Here is a 26,519-nt window from a genome sequence, read left to right as displayed (position 1 = left end):
CAAGCAAGAGAGACAACCATGACCGAAGCCTTCATCTGCGACGCCATCCGTACCCCCATCGGCCGCTACGGCGGCAGCCTGTCCGGCGTTCGCCCGGACGACCTGGGCGCGGTGCCGCTCAAGGCCCTGATGGCACGCAACCCGAACCTGGACTGGTCCGCCATTGACGACGTGATCTACGGCAATGCCAACCAGGCCGGCGAAGACAACCGCAACGTAGCGCGCATGTCGCTGCTGCTGGCCGGCCTGCCGCAAAGCGTGCCGGGCGCCACCATCAACCGCCTGTGCGGCTCTGGCATGGACGCTACCGGCACCGCCGCGCGCGCGATCAAGTCCGGCGAAGCCGGCCTGATGCTCGCCGGTGGCGTGGAAAGCATGAGCCGCGCCCCGTTCGTGATGGGCAAGGCCACCAGCGCCTTCTCGCGCGATGCGCAGATTTTCGACACCACCATCGGCTGGCGCTTCATCAACCCGGCGATGCGCGCGGCTTACGGCGTGGACTCGATGCCCGAGACCGCCGAGAACGTCGCCACGGACTACAAGATCAGCCGCGAAGACCAGGACCTGATGGCCTTGCGCAGCCAGGAAAAGGCATCGCGGGCGCAAGCCGACGGCACGCTGGCGCAGGAAATCACCGCCGTGACGATCGCCCAGAAGAAGGGTGACCCGCTGGTGGTGGAGCGCGACGAACACCCGCGTGCCACCAGCATGGAAGCGCTGGGCAAGCTGCGCGGCGTGGTTCGCGCCGACGGCACCGTGACCGCCGGCAATGCCTCGGGCGTGAACGATGGCGCCTGCGCCATCCTGCTCGCCAGCGAAGCTGCGGCCCGCCAGCACGGCCTGACGCCCAAGGCTCGCATCGTCGGCATGGCAACCGCCGGCGTGGCGCCGCGCGTGATGGGCATCGGCCCGGCACCGGCTTCGCAAAAGCTGCTCAAGCAACTCGGCATGACCATTGACCAGATGGACGTGATCGAGCTGAACGAAGCGTTCGCCGCGCAAGGCCTGGCCGTGCTGCGCGAACTCGGCGTGGCCGACGACGACGCACGCGTCAACCCGAATGGCGGCGCGATCGCGCTGGGCCACCCGCTCGGCATGAGCGGTGCCCGCCTGGTCACCACCGCCATGTACCAGCTGCACCGCACCGGCGGCCGCTACGCGCTGTGCACGATGTGCATCGGCGTGGGCCAGGGCATCGCCATGGTGATCGAGCGCGTCTGATCGTCAGCTGCCTGACCGTTTGACGCCTGGGCGCCCGCGGGTTTCGGCTCGCGGGCGCCGTGCGCTAAAGAATGCCGCGCGGCTGCCGTTAGTACATGGTGGAAGTGCAGGCTGATGAAGTTTCCCAACGCAAAGAAGCAGCGCGACAGGGCCGACTGGCTCGCCGGCTCTCGTCGCATCCTCTTCAGCATGACCCGGTGCCCCTTGCCGGTCGGAGTATGTGATGTCCCTTCCCGTTGCCACGCTCGTTACCGGCGCCAGTTCCGGTATCGGCCGCGCCATCAGCGAAATGCTGCTGGCCGATGGCGTGACCCAGGTGGTCAATGTCGACTATGTCGCCCCCGCCTGGTCCCATCCCAACATGACATTTGTCCAGGCCGACCTGACCAATGCCGACGCGACCCGCGCCGCGGCCGAGCAGGTGAGCTCGCGCTTTGCCGTGACCCGGCTGGTCAATAATGCCGGCGCCACCCGCCCCGGCACGGCCGACACGGCAAGCGTAGAAGACCTGGACTACGTGGTTGGCCTGCACCTGCAAGCCACCCTGCTGCTGACCCAGGCCTGCCTGCCCGCAATGCGCGCGGCACGCTTTGGCCGCATCGTGAACATGGCTTCGCGCGCGGCGCTGGGCAAGCCGGAACGCGTGGTGTATTCCGCCACCAAGGCCGGCCTGATCGGCATGACCCGCACGCTCGCGATGGAACTCGGCGGCGACGGCATCACGGTCAATGCCGTGGCGCCCGGCCCGATTGCTACCGACCTGTTCCGCAAGAGCAACCCCGAAGGCAGCGAGCAGACCAAGCGGATCCTCGCCAGCATCGCGGTCAAGCGCATGGGCACGCCGGAAGACGTGGCTCGCGCCTCGATGTTCTTCCTGTCGCCGGAGAACGGTTTCGTGACCGGCCAGGTGCTTTATGTGTGCGGCGGCACCACCCTCGGCGTCGCACCCGTGTAGTCCCACGGCGTGACCGGCGCAAAACGCGCACCCGTCATCACGCCGCAGTATTTAGTCCGTAGAAAACTAAAAAAGATGACCCGCGCCACAAGCGCGGGCTTACCGCGATTTATCCTGGAGCAAACATGAAATCCCATTCCCAAGCTCGCACCCCGCACAACAGCGCGCGTCGTCGCCTGCTGGCTGCCGGTGTGGCATTGGCCGCCACCTTCGGCGGCATGACCAGCGCGGCCTACGCGCAAGGCAACTACCCGACCAAGCCGATCACCATGATCGTGCCGTTCTCGGCCGGCGGCACCACCGACATCCTGGCGCGCATCGTCGGCCTGCAACTGGGCAAGGCGCTCGGCCAGCCGGTGGTGATCGACAACCGTCCGGGCGCGGGCGGCAATATCGGCGCATCGATCGCGGCCAAGGCTCCGGGCGATGGCTACACCCTGTTCATGGGCACCATCGGTACCCACGCCATCAACCAGTCGCTTTATTCCAAGCTGCCGTTCGATCCGGTCAAGGATTTCGCGCCGATCTCGCGCGTGGCGATGGTGCCGAACATCGTGGTGGTGAACCCCAAGGTGCCGGTCAACAACGTCAAGGAACTGATCGCCTACGTCAAGGCCAACCCGGACAAGCTGTCGTACGGTTCGTCGGGCAGCGGCTCGTCGATGCACCTGTCGGGCGAGTTGTTCAACTCGATGACGGGCTTGCATATCCAGCACATCCCGTACAAGGGCAGCGCCCCGGCGGTCAACGACCTGCTGGGTAACCAGATCGGCCTGATGTTCGACAACATGCCGTCGTCGTACCCGCACGTGAAGGCCGGCAAGCTGCGCGCCATCGCCGTGACCTCGGCCAAGCGCTCGCCGGCACTGCCGAACGTGCCGACCGTGGCTGAATCCGGCGTGCCGGGCTATGAAGCGACTTCCTGGTTCGCGCTGTATGCCACCGGCGGCACGCCGCAGCCGATCGTCGATCGCCTGAATGCGGAAGTGGTGAAGATCCTGGCCATGCCGGAAGTGAAGAAGCAGATGGCCGACCAGGGCGCGGAGCCGCATCCCGAGAAGCCGGCCGAACTGGCCGCTTTCATGAAGACCGAGACCGCCAAGTGGGCCAAGGTGGTGAAGGCTTCGGGCGCCACGGTGGACTGATCGATTCCCGCACGGTTGCCCCGGCCCGGACTTCTGGCCCGGGCCGATGGCAGCAAAAAAAGGCCGGCCCTTCGGGGCCGGCCTTTTTACGTGCGCTTGACGTGTGGACGCGCTCAGGACAGAAAAAAGCCCGCGGTAGGTTGCGGGCCCAATCCTGGCCCACACACAGGGCAGGAGGAGACAGGAGGAAACATTGGCAGGAGACGATGCGCGGCGCACGCCGCGCATCGGCCGTCAGGCCAGGCTGTACTTGACAACCTGTTCTTCCACGCCCACGAAACGCACCAGCTGGCGCAAGCCGCTGGCGTACTCCTTGATATGGTGCCCGTCCGGCGTATCCGGCAGGCGGTAGTACACGGGCATCGTTGTAGCCGACGCGGGCTGGTTGGTAGCTTGGGGCCCATCGGCCTCCCACGGGACATCCCGGTCTTCGGCGAAATCTGTTCGTCCTGGCATGGACCACTCCTGGTGAATGACTGGCATGGCTGTGCCGTGGCCGAGAACCGGCAACAGGCATGCAGAATGACTATGTCTGCAAATGTATTGCACCCTGCCGAAAAATGCTATTTAGCATTTTTTAGATCTGCATCAGCGTTGTCGTCGCCTTGTCATTTTTCGTGTACCCGACTGCCGGAAATTGGCGGTATCCGTCGGCGGCAGCCCTGGCGGGGCCTGGCTTTGCGCTACCATAGGCCCTCGCCACCCAAAGCCAAGGCGGCAGCCATATGCCGCCACCGGGCGACCGGCCTCCACGTCACGCTTCCCGCATGTCCGTTCAGCACGCACTCCTGACCTCCCTTCTGGAAAAGCCGTCTTCCGGCTACGAGCTGGCTCGCCGCTTCGACCGCTCCATCGGCTATTTCTGGCATGCAACGCATCAGCAGATCTATCGGGAGCTGGGCCGCATGGCCGAGCACGGCTGGATTGCCGCGGATGAGGGGGAGGGTGACGCCAGGAACCGAAAGAAGGTCTACTTCGTGCTGCCGCCAGGGCGCGACGAACTGGCGCGCTGGGTGCTGGCGCCTACCGCCGGCCTTGACGTGCGCGATGAAATCCTGGTGAAGCTGCGCGCCGATGCTGTGGTGGGCCCGCTCGGGTTGAGGCCGGAGATGGCGCGGCTGATCGGCCTGCACCGCGAGCGGCTGGAGACCTATCGCCAGATCGAGCGGCGCGATTTCTCCGCCGCGCAGCCCACGCGCGCGCAACAAGTGCAGCACGCCCTGCTCAAGCGCGGCATCCGGTATGAAGAGGATTGGGTGTCGTGGGCCGAGGAATTGTTGCCGCTGCTGGATAAGCAGGACGACGCGGCCTGAAGTCGCGCCGGGCGATCGCGCCCGGCGGATGGAAATGCGTGGAAACGGGCGGCAACAGGGGGATCGGACAGGTGGCCAGGCGCCGCGGCGCGCTGGCCCCCGTCAACAACGCGCTCAGGCCACGTCGGCCGCCGTCGCGCCGTTGGCGTAAGCCGCTGCCGGGGCCAGCCCGAGGCGGCGGCGCGCCAGCGCGTATTCCTCAGCAAAGCGGCGCACCAGCTCGGCGGCCGGCACCACGCGCTTGATGGCGCCTACGCCCTGGCCAGCGCCCCAGATGTCTTTCCACGCCTTGGCGCTGCCCGAACCGAAGTTCATCTTGGACGGATCCGATTGCGGCAGCGCTTCCGGATCGAGCCCGGCATTGACGATGCTCTGGCGCAGGTAGTTGCCGTGCACGCCGGTAAAGAGGTTCGAGTAGACGATGTCGGACGCGGTGCTGTCGACGATCATCTGCTTGTAGCCGGCCTGCGCGTTGGCCTCTTCGGTGGCGATGAAGGCCGAGCCCACATAGGCCAGGTCGGCGCCCGCGGCCAGCGCCGCGAGGATGCCGTCGCCGCTGGCGATGGCGCCCGACAGCAGCAGCGGGCCGTCGAACCACTCCCGGATTTCATGCAGCAGCGCAAACGGCGACAGCACGCCGGCATGGCCCCCTGCGCCCGAGGCGACTGCGATCAGGCCGTCGGCGCCTTTCTCGATGGCCTTGCGTGCGAAGGTGTTGTTGATGATGTCGTGCAGCACGATGCCGCCATAGGCGTGCACGGCATCGTTGACTTCCTTGCGCGCGCCCAGCGACGTGATGACGATGGGCACCTTGTAGCGCACGCACAGTTCCAGGTCGTGATCGAGCCGGTCATTGGACTTGTGCACGATCTGGTTGACCGCGAACGGTGCCGACGGCCGGTCCGGATGCTTGGCGTCGTGCTCGGCCAGCTCGGTGGTGATGCGGTCCAGCCAGTCGTTGAGCACCGGGCCAGGGCGCGCATTGAGCGCCGGGAAGGAGCCGACCACGCCGGCCTTGCATTGGGCGATCACCAGGTCGGGGTTGGAGATGATGAACAGCGGCGAGCAAACCACCGGCAGCGAAAGACGGTTCTGGAGAATGGCGGGAAGTGACATGGCGTTTCTGCGAGAGTGAATACAGTGGAACGAATAGGAATACGGGATGCGGGAAACGGCGATGCGCTCAGGCGCCGGCGCCCTGCAGCACGGATTTCTGGCTGGCGAGGCGGGCGCCCATGGCGGCGGCGAGCGCGTCCAGGCCGCTCTTCGGGCGGACCATGACTTCGAAGTCGTCGATCTTGCCGGCGTCGTTGAAACGGATCATGTCGATGGCCTTGACGGATTTGCCATCGACCGTCGCGCTGAACTCCAGTACCACGCTGCGCCCGTCGTCGCTGACAAACGTGCGGTGGTAGCGGAAGTCCTGGAACACCTGGTTGACGGATTCCAGCACCATGCGCAGGGCAACGCGGCCCGGGTACGGTGTGTGGGCGACGGGCGAGTGAAAAACCACTTCGTCCGCCACGATGCTGTCCAGCTCGGACATGGAATGGGTGGCGATCATGCGGTGCCAGATGGCTAGCGAGGCCTGCGCCGCCGCTGACAAGGTTGCTTGGGTCACGGTGTCTCCTCCGGTTGGGCCGAGGGCGTGGGAGTCGCCCGTTGCGGCACGCTGCGCAGCGCTTGCCCGCTTGGCCCCTCAGGGGCTGCGGCAGCGGCGGCTTACACATCGCTATGCAACTGGTTGCATAGCGATGTGTGAAAGGTAGCAGCAGACGACGCCAAATGCAATGGCCTGACGTTGCGAGGGCAGGACCCGCCGCGTTCCGGATCGCCGGATGCGGCGCGCCCTTGCTTGGGCAGCGGTCAAACGAACGCTGCCTTTTGTGGCGACTTGTCTACAATAGCGGCATCGCCGAACACCAATGCAGGAGCGCGAGTGAGTACTGACATGAGCGCCAACGGGCCATCCCCCGACCTGTTCGATGCCGACCTGGAGGCCTGGCGCAAGCAGCCCGAGCGAGCCTTCAATGGCTGGCTGGCCAGCCACGGTTTTCGCCATGGCACGGCGGTGGTGTACCGCGCGATGTGGGGCAAGCTCTTGCGCTGGTCGGGCGAGCGCGGCCTGGCGCCGCTGTCCTGGTCGGCGGAGCAGATCGGGGCCTTCCTCGATGAGCAGGATCTGCACAAGCATCACCGTTACCGCTACACGCGGCTGATCGAGCGTGTCTTCCACCATCTGTCGCTATTGCAGGACGGCTTGCACAACCCGGCCAGCCAGGCGGTGCGCGCCCATCTCGCCGAAGGCGAGAACGATCCGACCGCCTTCCTGCTGCCCGCCGAGCGCGATGCCCTGATTGCCCGCGTGCTGGCACCGGCGCCCCTGGCGGCCGGGCAGGACGGCGCCGCGCTGTCGGCCACCCAATGGAAGCGTGCCCGCGATACCGCACTGGTGGCCGTGTTGCTGGGCGCCGGCCTGAAAGTGGGCGAAGCGCGCGGCCTGGGTATCGACAGCATCGCCGAGGACGCCGCCAGGCTGCGTTTGGTCCGCGCCGACAACGGCCGCGCGTACGAGGCGCCGGTCTTCGCTTTCGCCCGGGCGGCACTGCTGGCCTGGCTGGAAATCCGCTTCCGTTCCGGCACGCTGGGCAACCTGGTGTTCCCGGCCATGCCGAGCGGGCGGCACTTGCACGCGGCCTCGTTATACCGCCGTGTGGAGATCCTGCTCGACGAGGCTGGCGTGCTGGCGGGGCGCAGCGAGCGTGCGTCGCCGCAGACGCTGCGCAATACCTGCGGCGCACTGCATTTCGAGGCCGGAGCCGGCCCGGCCCAGGTGGCGCAATGTCTCGGCATGCGCGACCTGGAGTCTGGCTGGCGCTTGCGTGCGGCGTTTGAGGCCTGGCAGGCACGTGCTGGCCTGAAACCGGCGCTCGGCGGTGCCGGTGACACAGGCACGACAGATGCGGCCTGCTATGCTTAGCCGACCTCTTTCAACCTCTTTCAACCTGTTTCAACGTGTTTCGATCCGATGCGGGCCACCCTGGCCGGGCTTGGCTGCGGCCCGCCAGGACAGCGCCGCGGTATTGCAGCCTGAAGCATGGAGTCCGCTTGTTGCATCGTGCGCCCTGTCCTGGCGCCCGTTAAGTCTCTTTTCACAACTATCTGATGAATCGCTATGTCTGAAACCTTGCTGCTCACGGGAGCTACCGGTTATATCGCCTCGCACACCTGGGTCGCCTTGCTCGAGGCCGGCTATCACGTGATCGGCCTGGATAATCTGTGCAACAGCAATCGCGTCGTGGTCGAGCGCCTTGCGCAGATTACCGGCCAGCGCCCGCATTTTGTCGAAGGCGACGTGCGGGACCGCGCTTTGCTGGACCGTTTGTTCGCCGAGCACCGGATCTCGGGTGCGATTCATTTCGCGGCACTCAAGGCGGTGGGGGAATCGGTCAGCAAGCCGCTGGATTATTACGACAATAATCTCAATGGCCTGCTCACCCTCTGCTCGGCCATGAACAAGGCCGGCGTGAAGCAGCTGGTGTTCAGCTCTTCCGCCACCGTTTATGGCAATCCGCATACGGTGCCGATCCTGGAGGACTTTCCGCTGTCGGCGACCAATCCGTATGGCCAGACCAAGCTGATGAGCGAGCAGATCCTGCGTGACCTGGAACTGTCGGACCCCGCCTGGCGAATCGCCTACCTGCGCTATTTCAATCCGGTTGGCGCGCACGAAAGCGGGCTGATCGGTGAAGACCCGGGTGGCGTGCCGAACAACCTGATGCCTTATGTGGCGCAAGTCGCCGGCGGGCGCCGCGAGAAGCTGCAGGTGCACGGTGGCGACTATCCCACGGTCGATGGCACCGGTGTACGCGATTACATCCACGTCTGCGACCTGGCAGCCGGCCATCTTGCGGCCCTGGTCTACCTGCGTGACCAGCAGCAGTGCCTGACGGTCAATCTCGGCACGGGCCGGGGCTACAGCGTGCTGGAAGTGGTCGCGGCCTACCAGCGCGCCAGCGGGCGCCCGGTGCCCTACGTGATCGGGGACCGCCGCCCTGGCGATATCGCTTCGTGCTACGCCGATCCCGCGTTGGCGCAAAAGCTGATCGGCTGGCGCGCGCAGCACGACATTGATCGCATGTGCGAGGATTCCTGGCGCTGGCAGTCGATGAACCCGCTGGGGTTTGCCGGCTGAGTTGCCTGCCCGGATGCGCGGGCACGCAGGCAAGCGGGGCGCGTATCCGTTTTTGCGTGCCCGGTTTCTCCGGCGTGCCGAGGCGCGGACAGGGCAGCGCAGCAGGAAATAAACACGGCCGGGCAAATGCCCGGCCGTGTTCAGGAGTCCTGCGGGCTCGCGGCGCAGTCGGCCGCCCTGCCCGGCGTTGCGTCCGACTTTAGCGAATCAGGAAGTCTTCGATGGTCTTGCCCGCGGCCAGGGCCTGGGTCAGCCAGCCCGGACGCTTGCCGCGGCCAGTCCAGGTATTGCCTGCGCTGTCGCGATAGCGAACCGGCACCTTGCGGGTTGCCTTCTTGCCGGCGGCGGGCTTGGTGCCAAAGCCCAGGTCGTCCGCGGTCAGTCCATATTGGTCGATTTTCTGGCGAATATCGGCGATGACGGAAGCCTGCTCGCGGGCCTTGATTTCCTCGGCCTGCTTTTGAAGTTCGCTGATTTTCTGAACAATTTCCTGATAAGTCGCCATTACGAGCCTCGATTTACTGGGTGAGCATGATGAATCGGATGAATTATAACGGCCGCAAGCGATCCTGCAAACGCTTTTAACCCCGATGAGGAGAATTCTGATAAATCATCTGCCTCATCTAATTAATGAACTTCCGCGCGGGCCGCCGGTCATCGATGGGGTCGGATTTTCCGGCATGGTGCCCGCTTTGGCATCTCGCCGAAATCCATGCGTGGCGCGGTTTCGGTTTTTTTACATTCGCGCTGCGCAATAACCCTTCCCCTCGTAATGGCGAGGGTCATAAAGTGCTTTTGCTGCAACAATGCCGATCCGATTTCAGTTTGAGCGAACCTTCATCCGTATCCGACATGCCTGACGACTCGATTAACGTCGGCGCCGCCTCCCGGCGCGTTCCCGTAGAACTCGCAAAAGCCTATCGCCTGCTGAATCACGGCCCGGTGACGCTGGTCACCAGCGCCCATGCTGGCCGGCGCAACGTGATGGCGGCATCCTGGGCCATGCCGCTGGATTTCCAGCCACCGAAAGTCGCGGTAGTGATCGACGCCAGCACGCTCACGCGCTAACTGGTGGATGCCGGTGGTGAGTTCGCGCTGAACATACCCACGCGTGGGCAGGCCGCCGCCACGCTGGCTGTGGGCTCGCGTTCCGGCCGCGAGCTGGACAAGTTCGCCGCCGCGGGGCTGGCCACGTTCGCGGCGACTGAAATTGCCGCGCCGTTGGTGGCCGGTTGTCTGGCCTGGCTGGAGTGCCGCGTCATTCCCGAGCCGGCCGTGGCTGGCCGCTACGACTTGTTCATCGCGGAAGTGGTGGCCGCGTGGGCTGACTCCGCCGCATTTTCAGAGGGCAGATGGCATTTTCCGGACGCCGGGTGCCGCTCAATCCACTATCTGGCCGGCGGTGCTTTTTTTGCCACGGGTGAGGGTTTTCAGGTCGTGCCGGGAGAGCGCGAATGAGTTGGGCGAGGGCGCTGCGCCGCGGCCGTCCCGCCATGCGCGGTCTGGCGTGGCGGACACGGCACCCGGCTCAAGGAATCGCAGGGCACCGCCGTTATCTGCCCTGAGCGGGTCGCTGGGGTGTCGATCCGCCGGGCCGGGGCCGGTGGAGGCCTTGCGCATTCCTTACCGTATCGGGTGCTTCATGTCTTTCCATAACAATATCCAGATCAAAACTCTGCTGCGCGGCGCAATGGCAATGTTGTCGCTTCTTCTGATGCTGGTTGGCGGCGTTGGCCTGTATGGCATGTCGCACAGCAATGACGCGCTTCAGGAAACCTATGGTAACCAGCTTGCCTCGTCGCAAGCGCTGGGCGAGTCCATGCTAGGCATGACGCGCATGCGCCTGGCCCTCGATCGCGGCGTCATGCCGGGAGAGGGCGATGATGGCAAGGCGGTGGTGGACCGCTCAATGATATTCGTCGACAGTTCCGAGGCGGCCTGGAAGCGCTACTCGGCGCTGCCGCAGGATGCCGAAGAAAAGGCGCTGGCCACGGAGTTTGGCCGCAAGCGCCAGGAATTCATGGAAAAGGGCATCCTGCCCCTGCAAAAAGCCATCAGGGAGAACAACGCGGACGCGGCGCTCAAGGTTGCCAAGAAGGACTTGCCGGAACTGCAGCGCAGCATGGCTACCGCCTACGAAGCGCTGCAGGCTTTCCAGTACCGTACCGGCGAGTCCAATTTCAATGCCGCCCAGGCCCGCTTCCAGCAAGTGCGCGCGCTTTGCTTTCTGCTGATCGCCTTTGGCCTGGTGGTGGCCGCCCTGTGCACGACCACCCTGCAGCGGGCCATCGTCCGGCCGGTGGAGGAGGCCCTGGCGGTCTTCGAGCGTATCGCCGCGGGTGACCTGACCTCGCGTATCACCAATGTGTCGCGCAATGAGGTGGGCCGTATGATGCAGGCGCTGGTCGCCATGCAGGACAGCCTGTCGAACATCGTCTCGCAGGTGCGCGGCGGCACCGACTCGATCGCCTCGGCCACACAGCAGATCGCTACCGGCAATCTGGATTTGTCGCAACGTACCGAAGAGCAGGCCTCGTCGCTGGAGGAGACCGCTGCCAGCATGGAAGAGCTGACTTCGGCCGTGCGCCAGAATTCGGACAACGCGCGCCAGGCCGGCGTGCTGGCCAGCGATGCCTCGCAGATCGCGCTCAAGGGCGGTGATGTGGTGGGCCGCGTGGTCGATACCATGAACGAGATCAATGGTTCGTCGCGCAAGGTGGTCGAGATCATTGCCGTGATCGAAGGTATTGCCTTCCAGACCAACATCCTGGCGCTGAATGCCGCGGTGGAAGCCGCGCGCGCTGGCGAGCAAGGCCGCGGCTTCGCGGTGGTGGCAGGCGAGGTGCGCACCCTGGCGCAGCGCTCGGCCGCCGCCGCCAAGGAGATCGAGGCGCTGATCAGCGAATCCGGCCAGCGCGTGGAAAGCGGCACCAAGCTGGTTGCCGAAGCCGGCCAGACCATGGGCGAGATCGTCAATGCGGTCAAGCGCGTCACCGACATCATGAACGAGATCAGCGCGGCCACGCAGGAGCAGACCAGCGGCATCGAGCAGGTCAACCAGGCGGTGACGCAGATGGATCAGGTCACCCAGCAGAATGCTGCGCTGGTGGAAGAGGCGGCGGCGGCAGCCGGCGCCCTGGAAGAGCAGGCGCAGAAGCTCAATGGCGTGGTGTCGGTGTTCCGTCTTTCCGGCAGCCATGCGATGGCAGCACAGCCGCCGGCAACGCGCGCGCCCGTGGCCGTCAAGGCCGCAGCGAGCAGTTCACCCGCGCGCCCGCCGGCCGTGCCGGCGCGCCCGCGCACGCCGGTTCAGCGCCAGGCACGCGCGGCCCGTCCGGCCGTCCCGGCAATGGCGACGGCCAACGCTGGCGGTGATGACTGGAGCGCGTTCTGAGCCATGGTTGAACGTTTGCCGCCGTTTTCATCACCGGGGAAGCGCGTGTGATGCGATGATGCGGGTCTTGCGCCCGCATCGCCTGGATCGTCGCGCTATCGCCCCCAATTTTTGCGCAGCTTCCTTATTGACATGAGTGCTAGCCTTCTGCTGCTCGCTGCCCTATCCGGCCTCGCGGTCGGGTTGGGGATACGTGCAGCCAAGCCGGACCGGGAGCAGCCCAGCGGGCCGGCCCGGTCGCTGCAATGGGCGGTCTTGCTGCTCTCCCCTGCTTCCGTAGGCCTGCCGCTATGGGTCGCGCTGGGTTCCGGCAGCCTGCGGTTCACGCACGACGTGTTGCAGACCGCGGCGGCCCTCGTCGCGACGGCCGCACTCACGCTTGCCATTCCCTGGCTGCGCCGCAACGTGCCACTGCGTGGCGCCGCGCTGGTGATGACACTGGCCGGCGCCGGCGTGGTGGTGGCTGCCGGCATGCGCTTGAGCACCCTGTGCGGCGAGGCCGCGCACCCGTCCGCCCTTTGCCTGGATCCCGGCAGGTTCATGCCACCGGCCTGGGTGGCGGCGGGTGCGCTGCTCTTGCTGCCGCTGATATTCTTCGCCCTGCGCCGCGCCAACCTGCCCGGATGGCGGCTGGCCAGCAGCGGCAATTTCGCAAGTCCACAGAGTCATGCGCTGGACGAGATGTTCGAGGATCATCCGCCCGGCACTGGCGGCATCGCCGGCAGCGGCGGCCCGACCATGCGGCGCCGTGGCCGTATCCCGGGCCGCCTGACCGTGCGCGCGACCGCGCGCGGGCATGGCACGGTCGGGGAGTACAGCGTCAGCACGGACCTTCCGGACCGCACCGGCTTTGCTCGCTGGCTCGACCAGTCGATCGCCCAGGCGCGCCTGGCCGAGACCAGCTGCGCCGTGCTGCTGGTGCATATCGCCGATTTTCGCGAGGTCGACGAGGTTTTCGAGGTGCGCGCCGACGATATCCTGGCGCAGGATGCCGGGGCGTTGGCCCAGGCAGCGCTGGAGCCGCATGACTTCCTGGCGCGCCTGGCGCGGGACGAATTCGCGGTCGGCGTGCCGGAGATGGTGCACCAGAACCGCGCCAATGAGCTGGGCGCGCGCCTGCTGGGCTCGCTCGCGGAGTTCGTGGCCGCGCGTGGCCTGCAGATGCAGATCGGCGTGAACATCGGCATCGCCATCTACCCGCGCGATGCGCAAACCTCCGAGGCCCTGATGCAGGCGGCACGCGTGAGCCTGAGCGAGGCGCGCGAGAGCGGCTCGAACCAGGTGCGCGTATTCAACTCGGCAGCCGGCGAACGCGCCCGGCGCATGCGGGTGATCCGACGCGACCTGTGGCTGGCCATCCAGGACGATGGCCTCGCCTTGCAGTACCAACCGAAGTTCGACGTGCGCCAGCGCACCGTGATCGGCGCCGAGGCCCTGTGCCGCTGGCGCCATCCGACCCTGGGACAGGTCAATCCCGCCGAGTTCATCACGGTGGCGGAGCAGTCCGGCCAGATCGACAAGCTCGACGACTGGGTGATCGCCACGGTCTGCCGGCAGATCCGCCAGTGGCAGGACGACGGCATCCCCGTGGTGCCGGTGGCCATCAACGTGTCCGGCTTGCGCTTTGCCAGCCGCGACTTCCCCCAGTACCTGCTCGAGCAGATCCACCAGCATGACATCCCGCCATCGGCCGTCACGCTCGAGATTACCGAGACCGCGGCGATGAAGGACATCGCCCAATCGCTGGAAACGCTGCTGGAGCTGCAGGCGCTGGGCATCCACGTGGCGCTGGACGACTTTGGCAGTGGCTATTCAAGCCTGGGTTATCTCAAGCGCTTGCGGGTCGGGACGCTGAAGATCGACCGGACCTTGATTGGCGGGCTGGATGTCGATGCGCAGGGCAGGGCCATTGTCGGGTCGATGGTGGCGCTGGCGCACGAGCTGAAGATGCGGGTGGTGGCGGAAGGCGTGGAGTCGCTTTCGCAGCTGGATATCCTGGCGGGGATGGGGTGTGACGAGGCGCAGGGGTATCTGCTGTCGCATCCATTGGACCCGGTCACGTTTGCCAATTTGTTATCGGGAGCGTGAGGAGGGGCGGGCGGATCGGACGACTCGGACGACTCGGACGAAATACGCCTCGCCGTCAAACCTCACTTCCTCGGCGTGAAAGGCTCCGGTAACGCGCCCCCAGGCGGAAACAGCGCCAAAAGCCGGGTAAACCGCCCGCTCTCCGGCACCAGCAAGGCAAACCGGGTCTCGCAATGGTGCCCGGTAACGGCCCCAAGCCGGCGCAATTGCTGGCTGCAGCTAACCAGCGACGGCAGCCCGCGCGGCAGGTAGATGCTCGCCAGCAGCGCCTCCGGCTCGATCCGCGTGCGGCCATGAAAGCGCGCTAGCTGCATCAGCAGCTCATCCGACATGCCCGCCTCGCTGCTGGTGTCCAGGTCCAAGGGCAGGCCGATGGCGTCGCGATTCGCCACCGTCTGCACATCCCGCCAGTTCAGCGGCATGGGTCCGTCGCCGAGCACCGGTGCGAACAGCACTGAAGCCAGCAGCTGCAGGGTACGCGGCAGTGCCTCGGCGGTGGTCGGCACGATGGGCCCGCAGCCAGTGGCGGCATATGGCAGGCCGTCGACCAGCAGTGTGAGGACAAGACGATCGGGATGGCGCAAGGAGCGCAGGCGTTGGGCGGTGGTAGCGTTGATCTGCCGCTCCACGATCACGAACTGCGCATCGGCCGGCTGTCGAGGGCGCCGCGATACCCAGTGCAGGCATCCACCAAAATCCGGCAGCGGCGCCAGCAATGCGTCTGGCGCACCCTGGACGAAGACGGTGAGCTTGTCGGGTTGGCGCGGGTCAGGGGTATCCCGTTTGCTCCACTGCGGGCCTGGCAAGTTCGACATGATCACGTTCCGATGGTATTGCAGTGCCTCAGTCGCGGGTAGCGCAGGCGCGCCATGGCCCGCCGGTGCGCGGGCCATTTTACGGCGAGGCCGTAGTATGCCCACCCGCTGCCGCCAGATGCACCCCATGATCGTGGGGTAACAAAATCCGCAGATCGACACAACCGTACTACGGATTCGGCCGCTGCTGCCGATATGCCCCCAAGGGGCGTTGTTTGCACCGGCCACGCCGGCCACGCCAGTCGCGCTTCGCCGCACACCGCAGCCCCGTCCGCAGGAACATCGGTCCACCGTGCCAGAACCCCGGCTTGTGGACACACCATCGCGCTGTCAACGGAGCCGCTATGTCTTTGCCTCATATTCTAGTTGTCGATGATTCTCCCTCTTTGCGCCGCATGATCGGCGCCTGCTTACGCGCGGGGGGCTACGGCGTGTCCGAAGCCGCCGACGGCGACGAAGCGCTGGCGCTGGCCCTCGACGCTACCTTCGGCATGCTGGTGACCGACCAGGTGATGCCGGGAACGGACGGCCTGACCCTGATCCGCACGCTGCGTGGGAGTGCTGCCTATGCCGCCGTCCCGATGCTGATGCTGAGCACCGAGGCCGACAGCCAGGTGCGCGAGCAGGCTCGTGTGGCCGGCGCGTCTGGCTTCCTGGCCAAGCCGTTCGATCCGGATCAGTTGATGGAAGCCGTGAATGCACTGCTGAACCCCTCCAAGGTGGGGTAAATGCCTTGGTATTGTTGCCCTTCAGTCACGTCCAGGGCTGCCGTTAAGAGGTAAACGATATTCGTGCCTCGTCGCAGGCAGAGTCTCGGCCTGGCTGCCCCCCGCGGGCCGGCCGGCTGTGGCTTTGGCAGCGCCGCATGGCCGGTCATGGCAGCGGGAGCCAGCAAATGAAAACCGGGAACAAGACAGAGGGCGTGGGGGAAGAGTTCCTCGCGTTCAGGTTGGGCGGCGAGGAGTACGGCGTCGACATCCTCAAGGTGCAGGAGATCCGTGGCTATGAGAACGTCACGCAGATTGCCAATGCGCCAGCCTATCTCAAGGGCGTGGTCAACCTGCGCGGGATCATCGTCCCGATCATCGACCTGCGCATCAAGTTTCGCCAGGACAAGATCAACTACGACCAGTACACGGTCGTGATCATCGTCGACCTGCACGATCGCACCACCGGCATCGTGGTCGACGGCGTGTCCGACGTGCTGACGCTGGCCCCGGGCGAGATCCGGCAAGCACCCCAGCTCTCCGGCGAGACGGACTACATCCGCGGCATCGGCTCGGTCGAAAGCCGCATGCTCATCCTCGTCGATATCGAGAAACTGCTAGACACCGAAGAACTCGCGGCCATTGAGGCAGCCGCGGCCGCCTGAGGCGGTGCGCACGTAGCGAGAGTCCGATCCACGCAGTCTTCCATCCATGCGAAATAATCAACCCGTTACCACCCGAGAGTACAAGCTCTCCGCAGACGATTACCTGATCTCCAGGACCGACCTGAAGGGTCGCATCACGTTCGCCAATCGCGCCTTTATCGAGGCCAGCGGATTCGAGGCCGAGGAATTGCTCGGCGCCGCGCACAACCTGGTCCGCCACCCGGACATGCCGCCGGAGGCATTCGTCGACCTGTGGAAGACCATCCAGGCCGGACGTTCGTGGGTCGGCATCGTCAAAAACCGCCGCAAGGACGGTGATTTCTACTGGGTCAGTGCCACGGTGACACCCACGGTCGTCGACGGCCAACTGGTGGGCTATACCTCGGTGCGTTCGATGCCGCAGCGCGGGCAGGTCGAGGCAGCAGACGCCGCCTATGCACGCCTGCGAGAGGCCGGCGGCTCTGGCCTGACCGTGCGCGACGGTGCCGTGGTACGCAGGGGCCTGGCGGGACTGCCGGCACGCCTGGGCAAGATCACCCTCAAGCGGCGCATCCTGCTATCGCAGGCGGCGGGCCTGGTGTGGTTTCTCGCGGCGCTGCTGGCCTTCGAGGCGCTGGCAGGGGCGGAAGCCACGAGCCGGTTGCGGGCCTGGCTGTGGGGCGGCTTCGGGCTGGCGGTCGCGTCATCCTTTATCGGCGGTACGCTGCTGCTGGCACGCGTGAACCGGCCGGTGCAGGACATGCTCGACTTTGCTTTGCGCATGGGCGCGGGCGATCTCACCACGCGCCTGGACTACCGCGCAAGCGACGAGGTGGGGGCGCTGGCGCGTGCCATGCGCACGATGCAGCGCAGCTTGCTGTCGGTGGTGGGCGAGATCCAGGAAGGCATGACGAGCATTTCCACGGCCACGCGCCAGGTGGCCGCGGGCAACAGTGACCTGTCGCAGCGTACCGAGCAGCAGGCAGCCTCGCTGGAAGAAACCGCATCGAGCATGGAAGAGCTGACCAGCACGGTGCGTCAGAACGCGGACAACGCACGCCAGGCCAGTGGCCTGGCAGCCAACGCCTCCGAGATTGCCGTCAAGGGCGGCGAAGTGGTGGGCCGCGTGGTGCAGACCATGGACGACATCAATGGTGCATCGAAGAAGATCGTCGACATTATCGGCGTGATCGAAGGCATTGCCTTCCAGACCAACATCCTGGCGCTGAACGCGGCGGTGGAAGCCGCGCGGGCCGGCGAACAGGGCCGCGGCTTCGCGGTGGTGGCCGGCGAGGTGCGCGGGCTGGCACAGCGTAGCGCGAACGCGGCCAAGGAAATCAAGGGCCTGATCGGCGACACGGTGGCGCGGGTGGACAACGGCTCGGCGCTGGTGGGCCAGGCCGGGCTGACCATGGGCGAGATCGTGCAGGCGGTCAAGAGCGTGACGGACATCATGGGCGAGATCAGCGCGGCGTCCGCCGAGCAGAGCTCGGGCATCGAGCAGGTGAACAAGGCCGTGGCCCAGATGGACGAGGTGACACAGCAAAACGCGGCACTGGTGGAGCAGGCCGCGGCCGCGGCCGGCGCGCTGGAAGACCAGGCCGGGCGCTTGCGCGATGCGGTAGCCACCTTCCGCGTCAGCTTGCGCCCTGAGGCACGGCCGGTGCGCGCCCGTCAGGTCGACGCGCTGCATCTGGCGCAAGCCTGAAAAGACAAAGAGATCAAGCAGTGCCGAGGCAATCGGCCTGAAAGCGTGTTCTAGAAAAAGAAGTAGCGCCCGTCGTGCGTACTGCCGGCAACCCGCCGGCAGCGGACAGATGAGGCCCCCGGTCAAGTCATTCAGAAAAAAGAGGTAGTCTGCATGCAATGGTTCAATCAGCTCCGCGTCACGACCAAACTGGTCGTTGGCTTTCTGGTCGTGTCGCTTATCGGCGTGGTGATGGGTCTGCTGGGCGTCATCAATATGGGACGCATGACGGACTGGACCAGCAGGATTTATCACGGCGACCTGCAGGCGCTCAAGGCGGTGCAGAGCGGCAACATCGACCTGCTCTATTCCAGCCGCGCGCAGATTGCGCTGCTGTCGGCTTCGACCATGGGCGAGCGCGCCGCCGAGAAGGAACAGATCGAAAAGTCGCTGGTCCTGCTGGACGAGAGCATGAAGCGTGCGCGCCCGGCGTTCGGCCAGCCGGAGGGGTTAGCCCTCGTCAAGCAATTCGATACCCTGCTGCCGGCCTACCGTGAGCGTCTGGCCAAGTATGTGGCGCTCGTCAGCAAGCAACCGCTCGATACCTCGCAGTTTGAAAGCCAGGTCTTTAGCGAAAGCGCCGACCTGATCAAGGATAGCCGCGCGCTCGAAGACGTGATGGCAAAGATGGTCAAGCGCCGCGACGATCGCGCGCTGGCCAACATGGAGGAAGCACGTGGCGTCTACGAAAGCTCCCGCCTGTGGATGCTGGGCCTGGTTCTGGGCGGCCTGGCTGTCTCCGTGCTGCTGGGCGCCTTCCTGGCCCGTACGCTGTCGCGCCAGCTGGGCGGCGAGCCGGCCTACGCGGTGGACATTGCCTCGCGCATCGCCGAGGGCGACTTCTCGGCCGACGTGAAGCTGCGTGCGGGCGACAAGGACAGCCTGCTGCACGCCATGAAGCAGATGCAGCAGCAACTCTCGGCCATGGTGCGCGACTTCAAGGATTCCGCGGAATCGATCGCGTCCGCCTCGCGTGAGATTGCCGCAGGCAACAGCGACCTGTCGCAGCGCACTGAGCAGCAGGCGGCCTCGCTGGAAGAAACCGCATCGAGCATGGAAGAGCTGACCAGCACGGTGCGCCAGAACGCGGACAACGCGCGCCAGGCCAGCGGCCTGGCAGCCAACGCCTCGGAGACCGCGGTCAAGGGTGGCGAAGTGGTGGGCCGCGTGGTGAAGACCATGGATGAGATCAACGATGCATCCAAGAAGATCGTCGACATTATCGGCGTGATTGAAGGCATTGCCTTCCAGACCAATATCCTGGCGCTGAACGCGGCAGTGGAAGCCGCGCGCGCCGGTGAGCAGGGCCGGGGCTTTGCGGTGGTGGCCGGCGAGGTGCGCAGCCTGGCACAGCGCAGCGCGAACGCGGCCAAGGAAATCAAGGGCCTGATCGGCGACACGGTGGCGCGGGTGGACAACGGCTCGACGCTCGTGGGCCAGGCCGGGCACACCATGGGAGAGATCGTGCAGGCGGTCAAGCGCGTGACGGACATCATGGGCGAGATCAGCGCGGCGTCCGCCGAGCAGAGCTCGGGCATCGAGCAGGTGAACAAGGCCGTGGCGCAAATGGACGAGGTGACGCAGCAGAACGCCGCGCTGGTCGAGGAGGCCGCGGCTGCCGCAGGTTCGCTGGAAGACCAGGCTACGCGCCTGCAATCCTCGGTAGCCAGCTTCCGCCTGGGCGAAACGGATGCCTTTGCCGGCTCCCGCGTGCAGGCGCAGCAGCCCAAGGTGATCACCGCGCCCAAGGCCAAGCCCAGGCGCATGGAGCCCTCGGCACCGGCCGCCCGCCACGAAGAGTCCCGTCACGCCGAACCTGCGCCGGTAGACAAGGCTGAGCGCGAGAGCGGACGTGAAGCGCCTGCGCCGGTTACGGCACGCGCCGCACGTCCCGCAGCCCTGGCCACTTCGGACAGCGGCGACTGGAGCGCTTTCTGACGGCGAACAAGATGCTCCGGCCGTCGGCGACATAGCCAGATCTGCACATCATGACTACTGAAATCACCCTGGCGCTGCCCGAAGAAGCCGTAGCCAAGCTGCGTGCCGAGTTCGAGCACTTCGTCAAGCTCTCGACCGGCCTGGACAACGAGTTCACGCCGCCTGAATTCGATGATTTCCTGCGGGCACGCCTGCTGCACCATGATGGCCCGCTGACCGAGCGTGCCGTCACGCGGCTGCTCTCGGGTGGGGAATACGCCTGGGCCAAGCGCGTGTTCAACAAGCAGCTGCCCAATGCCATGGCGACGCTCATGCGCGACGCGCAGCGCTTTGGCTACGGCCTGGCGGTGCGCTACGAGTGGACGCCCCAGGAGCGCCTTGCGCATGCCCGCGACTGGTCCCGGCAGATTCTGGAGGACGCAGGGGCAGACCTGGCTTTTACCGATTCCCTGGCATCCCAGCTGGCTACCTCGGCGGTGGATATCCGCACGCTCGAGGAGCAGATGCAGACGCCGGCATGGCGCGTCGCGGAAAGCCTGCGCCGCCGGGTCTACGACCTCATGTACATGGTGCAGACTGAGCGCACCACCGGCACGGCACGCTCGCGGCTGGGCGAATTGCGCGCTTTGCTGGGGCTATCGATGGACTACGGCACCGTGAGTGCCGAAGAAGCCGCACGCGTGATGGAGCAGGTCGAGCAAACCTGCCCGCATCTGTTTCGCGAAGAGCCAGACGACCTGTTCGCACGAGTGGCTGCATGGCTGCGCAGGGTCCTAGTGTAGTGAGGCTGTCTCGTCAATAGAGGAATGCGACTAGTTCGCCCTCGGGCGGGATGGCCTAACGGGCCGTTCTAGAGCTTTTCCTCTGTTACATCCGCGTAACAGTTTTGATGCAAATCAGATGACAAGGAGATGACTGTTACAAAGTTTGAGTTCCATGTATGTTTCATGCGACATTGCCGTACCCCAACGTAAGAGGGGATTGGCAGTCTGCTCAAATTGCCGATATAACTCTGTCAGTCGTACTTACACTCTGTAACATTTGTAAAGTTTCAGAGAAGTCTGACCAAGCGCAGTTCCGTAGTTGTACGCAGTACCCATCGCACACGCACTCAAACGATCTGGTCGCCTTCAGCCTTCGGCTGCGGGTAAGCGCCGGACAAGCGGTCGAAGGGCTTTTGGTAGCGGGGAAAAATTGGAAAGCAGTGAAGTTCTCCAGGAGATCAGGGAGGTCAATCTCGCCTATCTGCTGCTCGCGCAACGCCTGGTGCGCGAAAATCATCTGGAAGCCATGTTCAGGCTTGGCGTCAGCAAGGAAATTGCCGACATTCTCGCCAAGTTGACACCGGCCCAGCTTGTCAAACTGGCAGCATCAAACATGGTCCTGTGCCGTTTTCGGTTCGACGACCATGCCTTGCTGTCGACACTCACCCATACGGCCAAGAGCCATGATATGCAGCAGATCCATGCTGCGATCCTGCTCGCACGGCAGCCCGTGGAGTCGCTCAATTGACCGCGCTCCTGCAGGCGCCGTCAGCCCGGAGTACCACGGCCACTCCCGTTCCCAATCGCAAGAGCGTCTTGCAGGATGCCAACCAGACCCAGCTCGCCATTGAGCTGATCGGCCTGGGTGCGCGCCTGCAAGTCCTCGAAGCCGAGACCACGCTCTCGCGCGATCGCCTGATCCGCCTCTACAAGGAGCTGCGCGGCGCCTCGCCGCCCAAGGGCATGCTCCCCTTCTCGACCGACTGGTTCACCACCTGGTTGCCAAACATCCATTCCTCGCTGTTCTTCTCGGCCTATCAGTTCATGGTCCAGCAGGGCGAGACGGTTGGCATCCGCGGCGTGGTGGCGGCCTATCGGCTCTATCTTGAGCACGTATCGCTGCTCGAAAGCGAAATTGTCTTAAGTTTCACCCGTGCTTGGACGTTAGTACGGTTTTTCGAGAGCAACATGCTGCAGCTTTCCAGCTGCACCTGCTGCGGCGGGCGTTTCGTCGCGCACGCGTACGAGCCGCATGCGAATTTCGTATGCAGCCTGTGCCGTCCGCCCTCGCGTGCTGGCAAAGCCAAGAAGCTCTCGAAGGACATCGCACCAGCGCAAGCTGTCGCCTGACTGAAATCCTTGGGTCGATAGGGCACTAAGTCTTCAAGTCTTGCCGTCTTCAGTCGTTAAGTCTTAGGACGGACCAGACTTCAGGACCCAAGGCTTCAAGGCCCGATAGTCCCAAGGTCTCAGATCCGATGGCAGCCTGCGTGACAGGTGAGCCCTGCCAGGACAGGCGGTATATCCGCCTGGCTGGAGGGGTGACGCTTGTGCGTGCCTGACGCGTGTTTTTCTGACGGGGAATCAATCGTGCTAGTTGTAATTGGCTTTGTTGTCGTGATAGCGGCGGTGCTTGGTGGATACGCCATGACCGGTGGCCATATGGGCGCGCTTTATCAACCGGCAGAGCTTGTCATCATTGGGGGCGCCGCGATCGGCGCGTTCATCAGCTCCAATAATGGCAAGGCTATCAAGGCCACCATGCGCGTGCTGCCGACACTGTTTCGCAGCAGCAAGTACAGCAAGGCGCTGTACATGGAAGTCATGGCGCTGCTCTATGTCCTGCTGTCCAAGGCCCGCCGCGAAGGCATCCTGTTCCTCGAGAAGGAAATCGCGGACCCGGCGGCCAGCAGCGTGTTCAGCCAGTATCCGCGCATCCTTGCCGACCCGGGAATGATGGAGTTCCTGACGGACTACCTGCGCATGATGGTCAACGGCAATATGAACGCCTTCGAGATCGAGACCCTGATGGATCACGAGATCGAGACTTTCCGCCACGAGGCCGAGGTGCCGGCGCACGCGCTGACCCGGATCGGCGACGGCCTGCCCGCCTTCGGCATTGTCGCCGCGGTGATGGGCGTGGTGCACGCGCTGGCCTCGGCAGACCTGCCGCCGGCCGAGCTGGGCGCGCTGATTGCCCACGCCATGGTCGGCACCTTCCTCGGCATCTTGCTCGCCTACGGCTTTGTCTCGCCGCTGGCGGCGCGGGTCGAGCACCAGGTGGACGAAACCGTGAAGATGTACGAGTGCATCAAGGTCACGCTGCTGGCTTCGCTCAACGGATATGCACCTCTGGTGGCGGTGGAGTTTGGCCGCAAGGTGTTGTACTCGACCGAGCGGCCATCCTTCCTCGAACTGGACGACCACGTCCGCGAAGTCAAGAGCATCACCTGACGAAGAGGAGCGACAGCGATGAGCAGTGAGCACGGTGCGCACCCCATTGTCGTCAAACGCATCAAGAAGAGCAGCGCCGGGCATCATGGCGGATCGTGGAAGATCGCTTACGCCGACTTCATGACGGCAATGATGGCGCTGTTCCTTGTGCTTTGGCTGCTGAAGGCTGCCCAGCCCAAGGACCTGGTGCAATTGGCCGAGTATTTCCGCACGCCGCTTAAAGTGGCCATTGCGGGCGGCAACAAGAGCAGCATGTCTTCCAGCGTGATCCCTGGCGGCGGCACGGACGTGACCCGCCAGGACGCGGAGGTCAGGAAGACGCCCGAAGATGCCACGGAAAAGGCCAAGGAACGCCAGGAAGCCGAGCGCCTGCGCTCGCTCAAGAAGCGTCTTGAGCAGATCATCGAGAACAACCCCGTGCTGCGCCAGTTCCGCCCGCAGTTGTTGCTCGATATCACCAGCGAAGGTTTGCGCATCCAGATCCTGGATACGCAGAACCGGCCGATGTTCCGTACCGGCAGCGCCGCGGTCGAGCCGTATATGCGCACCATCCTGCGCGAGATCGGCCCGGTGCTCAACGAGATGCCGAACAAGGTCAGCCTGTCCGGCCATACCGACTCCGCCAACTATTCCAATGGCGAGCGCACGTATAGCAACTGGGAGCTGTCTTCAGATCGCTCCAATGCCTCCCGGCGCGAGCTGATCGCCGGCGGCATGAACGAGGGCAAGGTGTTGCGCGTGATCGGCCTGGCCGCCACCATGCCGCTCGACAAGAAGGACGATCTCGCGCCGGTGAATCGCCGCATCAGCATCGTGGTGCTGAACCAGCGCGCGCAGTCTCGGATCGAGGCTGAGAATGCCAGCGCCGCCGAGGTTTCGATCGCAGCAAAGGCCGGTGAAGCCGGCCAGGAAGTGCAGGCAGGCCTGGCGGCCGCCTCCGCCCCCGCAACCGCAGTCGCGCCGGCCGCTTCGGCCGCCCCGGCTGCGGCTGCGCCGGGCAACGCCGCCGCGGCCCCGGCCAAGCCGGGCAGTGTTCAATGAAGACCGCCTGCCATGCCGGCAGCGGGCTTCGCAGCAAAATTCAGTGAGCCAGGACGGTTATGTCTGTCGATATCGATATCACGCAGTTCTACCAGACCTTTTTCGAGGAGGCGGAAGAGCTCCTCGTGGAAATGGAGCAACTGCTGCTTGGGCTGGATCTCGAATCCCCCGATGCAGAAGAGCTCAACGCGATTTTTCGCGCGGCGCACTCTATCAAGGGCGGCGCGGCAACGTTCGGCTTTGCCGCCCTGACCGAAACCACGCACCTGCTGGAAAACCTGCTTGACCGCACGCGGCGGCGGGAACTGGCGTTGTCCCGGACCATCATCGACACTTTTCTGGAAACCAAGGACGTGTTGCAAGATCAGCTCAACGCCTACCGTAACGGTACGGAACCCGATCCGGAAACTCTGGCGCGTATCTGCGCCGTTCTTCAACAACTGGCGCTGGAGGCCGCGGGCGGCACGCCGGCGGCGGCGCCCGCCCCGGCTGCGCCTGTTGCCGCAGCGCCAGCCGCGGCACCGGCGGCACCCGCACCCGCCGGCGGCGGCCTGAAGGTGACGTTGGTGAAGGTGTCTCCTTCGGACCAGGCACTGTTGCGCGAGGAACTCGCCAACCTGGGCGAGATCACCGGCCAGAAGGAAGAGGGCGGCGATCTCACCGTGTGGCTGTCGAGCCAGTGCAGCGCCGATGACATCATCGCGGTGTGCTGCTTCGTCGTCGACGGCGACCAGATCGTCGTGGAAGCCGCGGATGCGCCGGCGCCGGCAGCGGCCGAGCCGGTAGCTGCGGTGGCGGCCGCGCCGGCCGCCGCCGCACCGGCGCAGGCTCCGGCCGCGCCCGCTCCCGCCAAGGAAAAAGCCAAGGCACAGCCCGCCGCGGCTGCGCACGCGCAGGAGAACGGCTCCATCCGCGTGCCCACCGAAAAGGTGGACCAGATCATCAACTTGGTGGGCGAGCTGGTCATCACGCAATCGATGCTGGCGCAGACCGCATCGGCGCTCGATCCGGTGCTGTTCGACCGTTTGTTCTCCGGCATGGGCCAGCTCGAGCGCAATGCGCGCGACCTGCAGGAAGCGGTGATGTCGATCCGCATGATGCCGATGGACTACGTCTTCTCGCGCTTCCCGCGCCTGGTGCGCGACCTCGCCGCCAAGCTGGGCAAGCAGATCGACCTGGTTACCTTCGGCAAGGCCACCGAGCTCGACAAGAGCCTGATCGAACGCATCATCGATCCGCTGACCCACCTGGTGCGCAACAGCCTGGACCACGGCATCGAGACACCGGACTTGCGCGTTGCCGCGGGCAAGGAACCCACCGGGCAGCTGATCCTGTCGGCCCAGCACCACGGTGGCAACATCGTCATTGAAGTGAGCGACGACGGTGGCGGCCTGCGCCGCGACAAGATCCTCGCCAAGGCGCTGCAGAATGGCCTGCCGGTGTCCGAGAACATCAGCGACGATGAAGTCTGGCAACTGATCTTCGCGCCGGGATTCTCCACCGCCGAAGCGGTGACCGACCTGTCCGGCCGAGGTGTGGGCATGGACGTGGTCAAGCGGAACATCCAGGAAATGGGCGGCCACGTCGAGGTCACCTCGCGTCCCGGCCAGGGCACCACCACCCGCATCGTGCTGCCGCTGACGCTGGCGATCCTGGATGGCATGTCCGTCAAGGTGGGCGCCGAGACCTTCATCCTGCCGCTGAACTGCGTGATGGAGTCGCTGCAGCCCAAGCCGGAAGACGTGCACACGGCGGCCAACAACGACCGCGTGATGCATGTGCGTGGCGAGTACCTGCCGCTGCTGGAGCTGCACCGCGTGTTCAACGTGGCCGAAGCCGTGCACGAGCCCACCCAGGGCATCGCCGTGATCCTGCAGGCCGAAGGCAAGCGCTTCGCACTGCTGGTGGACCAGCTGATCGGCCAGCACCAGGTCGTGCTGAAGAATCTCGAAACCAACTACCGCAAGGTGCCTTGCATTTCCGCCGCCACCATCCTTGGCGACGGCAGCGTGGCACTGATCGTGGACGTCGGCGCGCTGCAGCGCACCGGGGTGCGCCGCCAAGACCCGGCGCTTGCTTAACGCTCAGGAGAACAAGA

23 protein-coding genes and 1 pseudogene are annotated in these 26,519 nt (G+C 65.2%); 19 read left to right on the top strand and 5 right to left on the bottom strand.

The genetic code is table 11. The annotated features are described in order from the left end of the window. The first annotated feature begins 18 nt into the window (after positions 1-18). The 3 genes from pcaF (at position 19) to F7R26_RS34220 (ending at position 3,321) form a co-directional block, all read left to right on the top strand. Entirely contained in the window at positions 19-1,221 is a 1,203-nt protein-coding gene (gene pcaF / locus F7R26_RS34230; RefSeq protein WP_150993153.1) for a 3-oxoadipyl-CoA thiolase, read from the top strand. Between the two features lie 223 nt (positions 1,222-1,444). Further along, a complete protein-coding gene (locus F7R26_RS34225) occupies positions 1,445-2,176 on the top strand; it encodes an SDR family NAD(P)-dependent oxidoreductase (RefSeq protein ID WP_150993155.1) in 732 nt (243 codons plus the stop codon). Between the two features lie 125 nt (positions 2,177-2,301). Further along, the gene (locus F7R26_RS34220; RefSeq protein WP_150993157.1) at positions 2,302-3,321 is read left to right on the top strand and encodes a Bug family tripartite tricarboxylate transporter substrate binding protein; all 1,020 of its coding nucleotides are present in this window, start codon (positions 2,302-2,304) and stop codon (positions 3,319-3,321) included. 234 nt (positions 3,322-3,555) lie between these two features. Here F7R26_RS34220 and F7R26_RS34215 read toward each other — a convergent pair whose 3' ends face one another. Continuing rightward, positions 3,556-3,777: a hypothetical protein gene (locus F7R26_RS34215; protein ID WP_150993159.1), complete on the bottom strand. Its 222-nt coding sequence runs from the start codon at positions 3,775-3,777 to the stop codon at positions 3,556-3,558. 311 nt (positions 3,778-4,088) lie between these two features. Here F7R26_RS34215 and F7R26_RS34210 point away from each other — a divergent pair, with 311 nt between their 5' ends. Then, on the top strand, positions 4,089-4,634 hold the full coding sequence (locus tag F7R26_RS34210; protein WP_150993161.1) for a PadR family transcriptional regulator: 546 nt from the start codon (positions 4,089-4,091) through the stop codon (positions 4,632-4,634). 114 nt (positions 4,635-4,748) lie between these two features. Here the strand turns inward: F7R26_RS34210 and F7R26_RS34205 are convergent, their stop codons facing one another. Further along, complete coding sequence (locus F7R26_RS34205; RefSeq protein ID WP_150993163.1) at positions 4,749-5,750, bottom strand: NAD(P)H-dependent flavin oxidoreductase; 1,002 nt, start codon at positions 5,748-5,750, stop codon at positions 4,749-4,751. Positions 5,751-5,817: 67 nt separating this feature from the next. Further along, on the bottom strand, positions 5,818-6,198 hold the full coding sequence (locus F7R26_RS34200) for a nuclear transport factor 2 family protein (RefSeq protein ID WP_416351378.1): 381 nt from the start codon (positions 6,196-6,198) through the stop codon (positions 5,818-5,820). A gap of 387 nt (positions 6,199-6,585) precedes the next feature. Here F7R26_RS34200 and F7R26_RS34195 point away from each other — a divergent pair, with 387 nt between their 5' ends. Continuing rightward, entirely contained in the window at positions 6,586-7,614 is a 1,029-nt protein-coding gene (locus F7R26_RS34195) for a tyrosine-type recombinase/integrase (RefSeq protein WP_150993171.1), read from the top strand. 195 nt (positions 7,615-7,809) lie between these two features. Continuing rightward, entirely contained in the window at positions 7,810-8,829 is a 1,020-nt protein-coding gene (gene galE / locus F7R26_RS34190; protein WP_150993167.1) for a UDP-glucose 4-epimerase GalE, read from the top strand. A gap of 199 nt (positions 8,830-9,028) precedes the next feature. Here galE and F7R26_RS34185 read toward each other — a convergent pair whose 3' ends face one another. Then, positions 9,029-9,334 (bottom strand): H-NS histone family protein, encoded by a 306-nt coding sequence (locus F7R26_RS34185; protein ID WP_043357044.1) that lies wholly within the window; start codon positions 9,332-9,334, stop codon positions 9,029-9,031. Positions 9,335-9,681: 347 nt separating this feature from the next. Between F7R26_RS34185 and F7R26_RS34180 the strand changes: the two are divergent. From F7R26_RS34180 to F7R26_RS34170, 3 genes and pseudogenes are all read left to right on the top strand, one after another. Then, positions 9,682-10,287, top strand: a pseudogene (locus F7R26_RS34180) (flavin reductase family protein). Between the two features lie 184 nt (positions 10,288-10,471). Further along, the gene (locus F7R26_RS34175) at positions 10,472-12,223 is read left to right on the top strand and encodes a methyl-accepting chemotaxis protein (protein ID WP_193692210.1); all 1,752 of its coding nucleotides are present in this window, start codon (positions 10,472-10,474) and stop codon (positions 12,221-12,223) included. Positions 12,224-12,355: 132 nt separating this feature from the next. After that, positions 12,356-14,311, top strand: coding sequence for a putative bifunctional diguanylate cyclase/phosphodiesterase (locus tag F7R26_RS34170; protein ID WP_150993228.1), 1,956 nt, complete (start codon positions 12,356-12,358; stop codon positions 14,309-14,311). Between the two features lie 62 nt (positions 14,312-14,373). Here F7R26_RS34170 and F7R26_RS34165 read toward each other — a convergent pair whose 3' ends face one another. Further along, the gene (locus F7R26_RS34165; RefSeq protein ID WP_150993226.1) at positions 14,374-15,126 is read right to left on the bottom strand and encodes a hypothetical protein; all 753 of its coding nucleotides are present in this window, start codon (positions 15,124-15,126) and stop codon (positions 14,374-14,376) included. Between the two features lie 344 nt (positions 15,127-15,470). Here F7R26_RS34165 and F7R26_RS34160 point away from each other — a divergent pair, with 344 nt between their 5' ends. The 10 genes from F7R26_RS34160 to cheA all read left to right on the top strand — a co-directional run bounded on the left by F7R26_RS34160 (position 15,471) and on the right by cheA (position 26,502). Beyond that, positions 15,471-15,854, top strand: a complete 384-nt coding sequence (locus F7R26_RS34160) for a response regulator (protein ID WP_150993224.1) — start codon at positions 15,471-15,473, stop codon at positions 15,852-15,854. Positions 15,855-16,021: 167 nt separating this feature from the next. After that, positions 16,022-16,498: a chemotaxis protein CheW gene (locus F7R26_RS34155; RefSeq protein ID WP_150993222.1), complete on the top strand. Its 477-nt coding sequence runs from the start codon at positions 16,022-16,024 to the stop codon at positions 16,496-16,498. Between the two features lie 46 nt (positions 16,499-16,544). After that, positions 16,545-18,185: a methyl-accepting chemotaxis protein gene (locus F7R26_RS34150; protein WP_150993220.1), complete on the top strand. Its 1,641-nt coding sequence runs from the start codon at positions 16,545-16,547 to the stop codon at positions 18,183-18,185. A 153-nt stretch (positions 18,186-18,338) separates the two neighbouring features. Further along, positions 18,339-20,162, top strand: a complete 1,824-nt coding sequence (locus tag F7R26_RS34145; protein ID WP_150993218.1) for a methyl-accepting chemotaxis protein — start codon at positions 18,339-18,341, stop codon at positions 20,160-20,162. 50 nt (positions 20,163-20,212) lie between these two features. After that, complete coding sequence (locus tag F7R26_RS34140) at positions 20,213-20,944, top strand: DUF4088 family protein (RefSeq protein WP_150993216.1); 732 nt, start codon at positions 20,213-20,215, stop codon at positions 20,942-20,944. 412 nt (positions 20,945-21,356) lie between these two features. Next, a complete protein-coding gene (flhD, locus tag F7R26_RS34135; protein WP_006162633.1) occupies positions 21,357-21,674 on the top strand; it encodes a flagellar transcriptional regulator FlhD in 318 nt (105 codons plus the stop codon). After that, positions 21,671-22,276 carry a flagellar transcriptional regulator FlhC gene (gene flhC / locus F7R26_RS34130; protein WP_043357029.1) on the top strand — a complete coding sequence of 202 codons (606 nt, stop codon included), beginning with the start codon at positions 21,671-21,673 and terminating at the stop codon, positions 22,274-22,276. Before flhD ends, flhC begins: the two co-directional genes overlap by 4 nt. A 240-nt stretch (positions 22,277-22,516) precedes the next feature. Further along, the gene (gene motA / locus F7R26_RS34125) at positions 22,517-23,380 is read left to right on the top strand and encodes a flagellar motor stator protein MotA (protein WP_150993214.1); all 864 of its coding nucleotides are present in this window, start codon (positions 22,517-22,519) and stop codon (positions 23,378-23,380) included. 18 nt (positions 23,381-23,398) lie between these two features. Further along, complete coding sequence (gene motB / locus F7R26_RS34120) at positions 23,399-24,421, top strand: flagellar motor protein MotB (protein ID WP_150993212.1); 1,023 nt, start codon at positions 23,399-23,401, stop codon at positions 24,419-24,421. 59 nt (positions 24,422-24,480) lie between these two features. Then, positions 24,481-26,502 (top strand): chemotaxis protein CheA, encoded by a 2,022-nt coding sequence (cheA, locus tag F7R26_RS34115; protein ID WP_193692209.1) that lies wholly within the window; start codon positions 24,481-24,483, stop codon positions 26,500-26,502. Positions 26,503-26,519 lie beyond the last annotated feature (17 nt).

The sequence above is a fragment of the Cupriavidus basilensis genome, assembly GCF_008801925.2.
Taxonomy (GTDB): domain Bacteria; phylum Pseudomonadota; class Gammaproteobacteria; order Burkholderiales; family Burkholderiaceae; genus Cupriavidus; species Cupriavidus basilensis.
This window is presented reverse-complemented; position numbering and strand designations above follow the sequence as displayed.

Coding starts and splice junctions, on each gene's coding strand:
- cheA (WP_193692209.1), top strand. CDS start 24,481: ATGTCTGTCGATATCGATATCACGCAGTTCTACCAGACCTTTTTCGAG.
- F7R26_RS34200 (WP_416351378.1), bottom strand. CDS start 6,198: ATGATCGCCACCCATTCCATGTCCGAGCTGGACAGCATCGTGGCGGAC.
- F7R26_RS34210 (WP_150993161.1), top strand. CDS start 4,089: ATGTCCGTTCAGCACGCACTCCTGACCTCCCTTCTGGAAAAGCCGTCT.
- F7R26_RS34225 (WP_150993155.1), top strand. CDS start 1,445: ATGTCCCTTCCCGTTGCCACGCTCGTTACCGGCGCCAGTTCCGGTATC.
- F7R26_RS34185 (WP_043357044.1), bottom strand. CDS start 9,334: ATGGCGACTTATCAGGAAATTGTTCAGAAAATCAGCGAACTTCAAAAG.
- F7R26_RS34205 (WP_150993163.1), bottom strand. CDS start 5,750: ATGTCACTTCCCGCCATTCTCCAGAACCGTCTTTCGCTGCCGGTGGTT.
- F7R26_RS34155 (WP_150993222.1), top strand. CDS start 16,022: ATGAAAACCGGGAACAAGACAGAGGGCGTGGGGGAAGAGTTCCTCGCG.
- galE (WP_150993167.1), top strand. CDS start 7,810: ATGTCTGAAACCTTGCTGCTCACGGGAGCTACCGGTTATATCGCCTCG.
- F7R26_RS34195 (WP_150993171.1), top strand. CDS start 6,586: ATGAGCGCCAACGGGCCATCCCCCGACCTGTTCGATGCCGACCTGGAG.
- motB (WP_150993212.1), top strand. CDS start 23,399: ATGAGCAGTGAGCACGGTGCGCACCCCATTGTCGTCAAACGCATCAAG.
- pcaF (WP_150993153.1), top strand. CDS start 19: ATGACCGAAGCCTTCATCTGCGACGCCATCCGTACCCCCATCGGCCGC.
- F7R26_RS34165 (WP_150993226.1), bottom strand. CDS start 15,126: ATGTCGAACTTGCCAGGCCCGCAGTGGAGCAAACGGGATACCCCTGAC.
- F7R26_RS34145 (WP_150993218.1), top strand. CDS start 18,339: ATGCAATGGTTCAATCAGCTCCGCGTCACGACCAAACTGGTCGTTGGC.
- F7R26_RS34150 (WP_150993220.1), top strand. CDS start 16,545: ATGCGAAATAATCAACCCGTTACCACCCGAGAGTACAAGCTCTCCGCA.
- F7R26_RS34215 (WP_150993159.1), bottom strand. CDS start 3,777: ATGCCAGGACGAACAGATTTCGCCGAAGACCGGGATGTCCCGTGGGAG.
- F7R26_RS34140 (WP_150993216.1), top strand. CDS start 20,213: ATGACTACTGAAATCACCCTGGCGCTGCCCGAAGAAGCCGTAGCCAAG.
- F7R26_RS34220 (WP_150993157.1), top strand. CDS start 2,302: ATGAAATCCCATTCCCAAGCTCGCACCCCGCACAACAGCGCGCGTCGT.
- F7R26_RS34175 (WP_193692210.1), top strand. CDS start 10,472: ATGTCTTTCCATAACAATATCCAGATCAAAACTCTGCTGCGCGGCGCA.
- F7R26_RS34170 (WP_150993228.1), top strand. CDS start 12,356: ATGAGTGCTAGCCTTCTGCTGCTCGCTGCCCTATCCGGCCTCGCGGTC.
- F7R26_RS34160 (WP_150993224.1), top strand. CDS start 15,471: ATGTCTTTGCCTCATATTCTAGTTGTCGATGATTCTCCCTCTTTGCGC.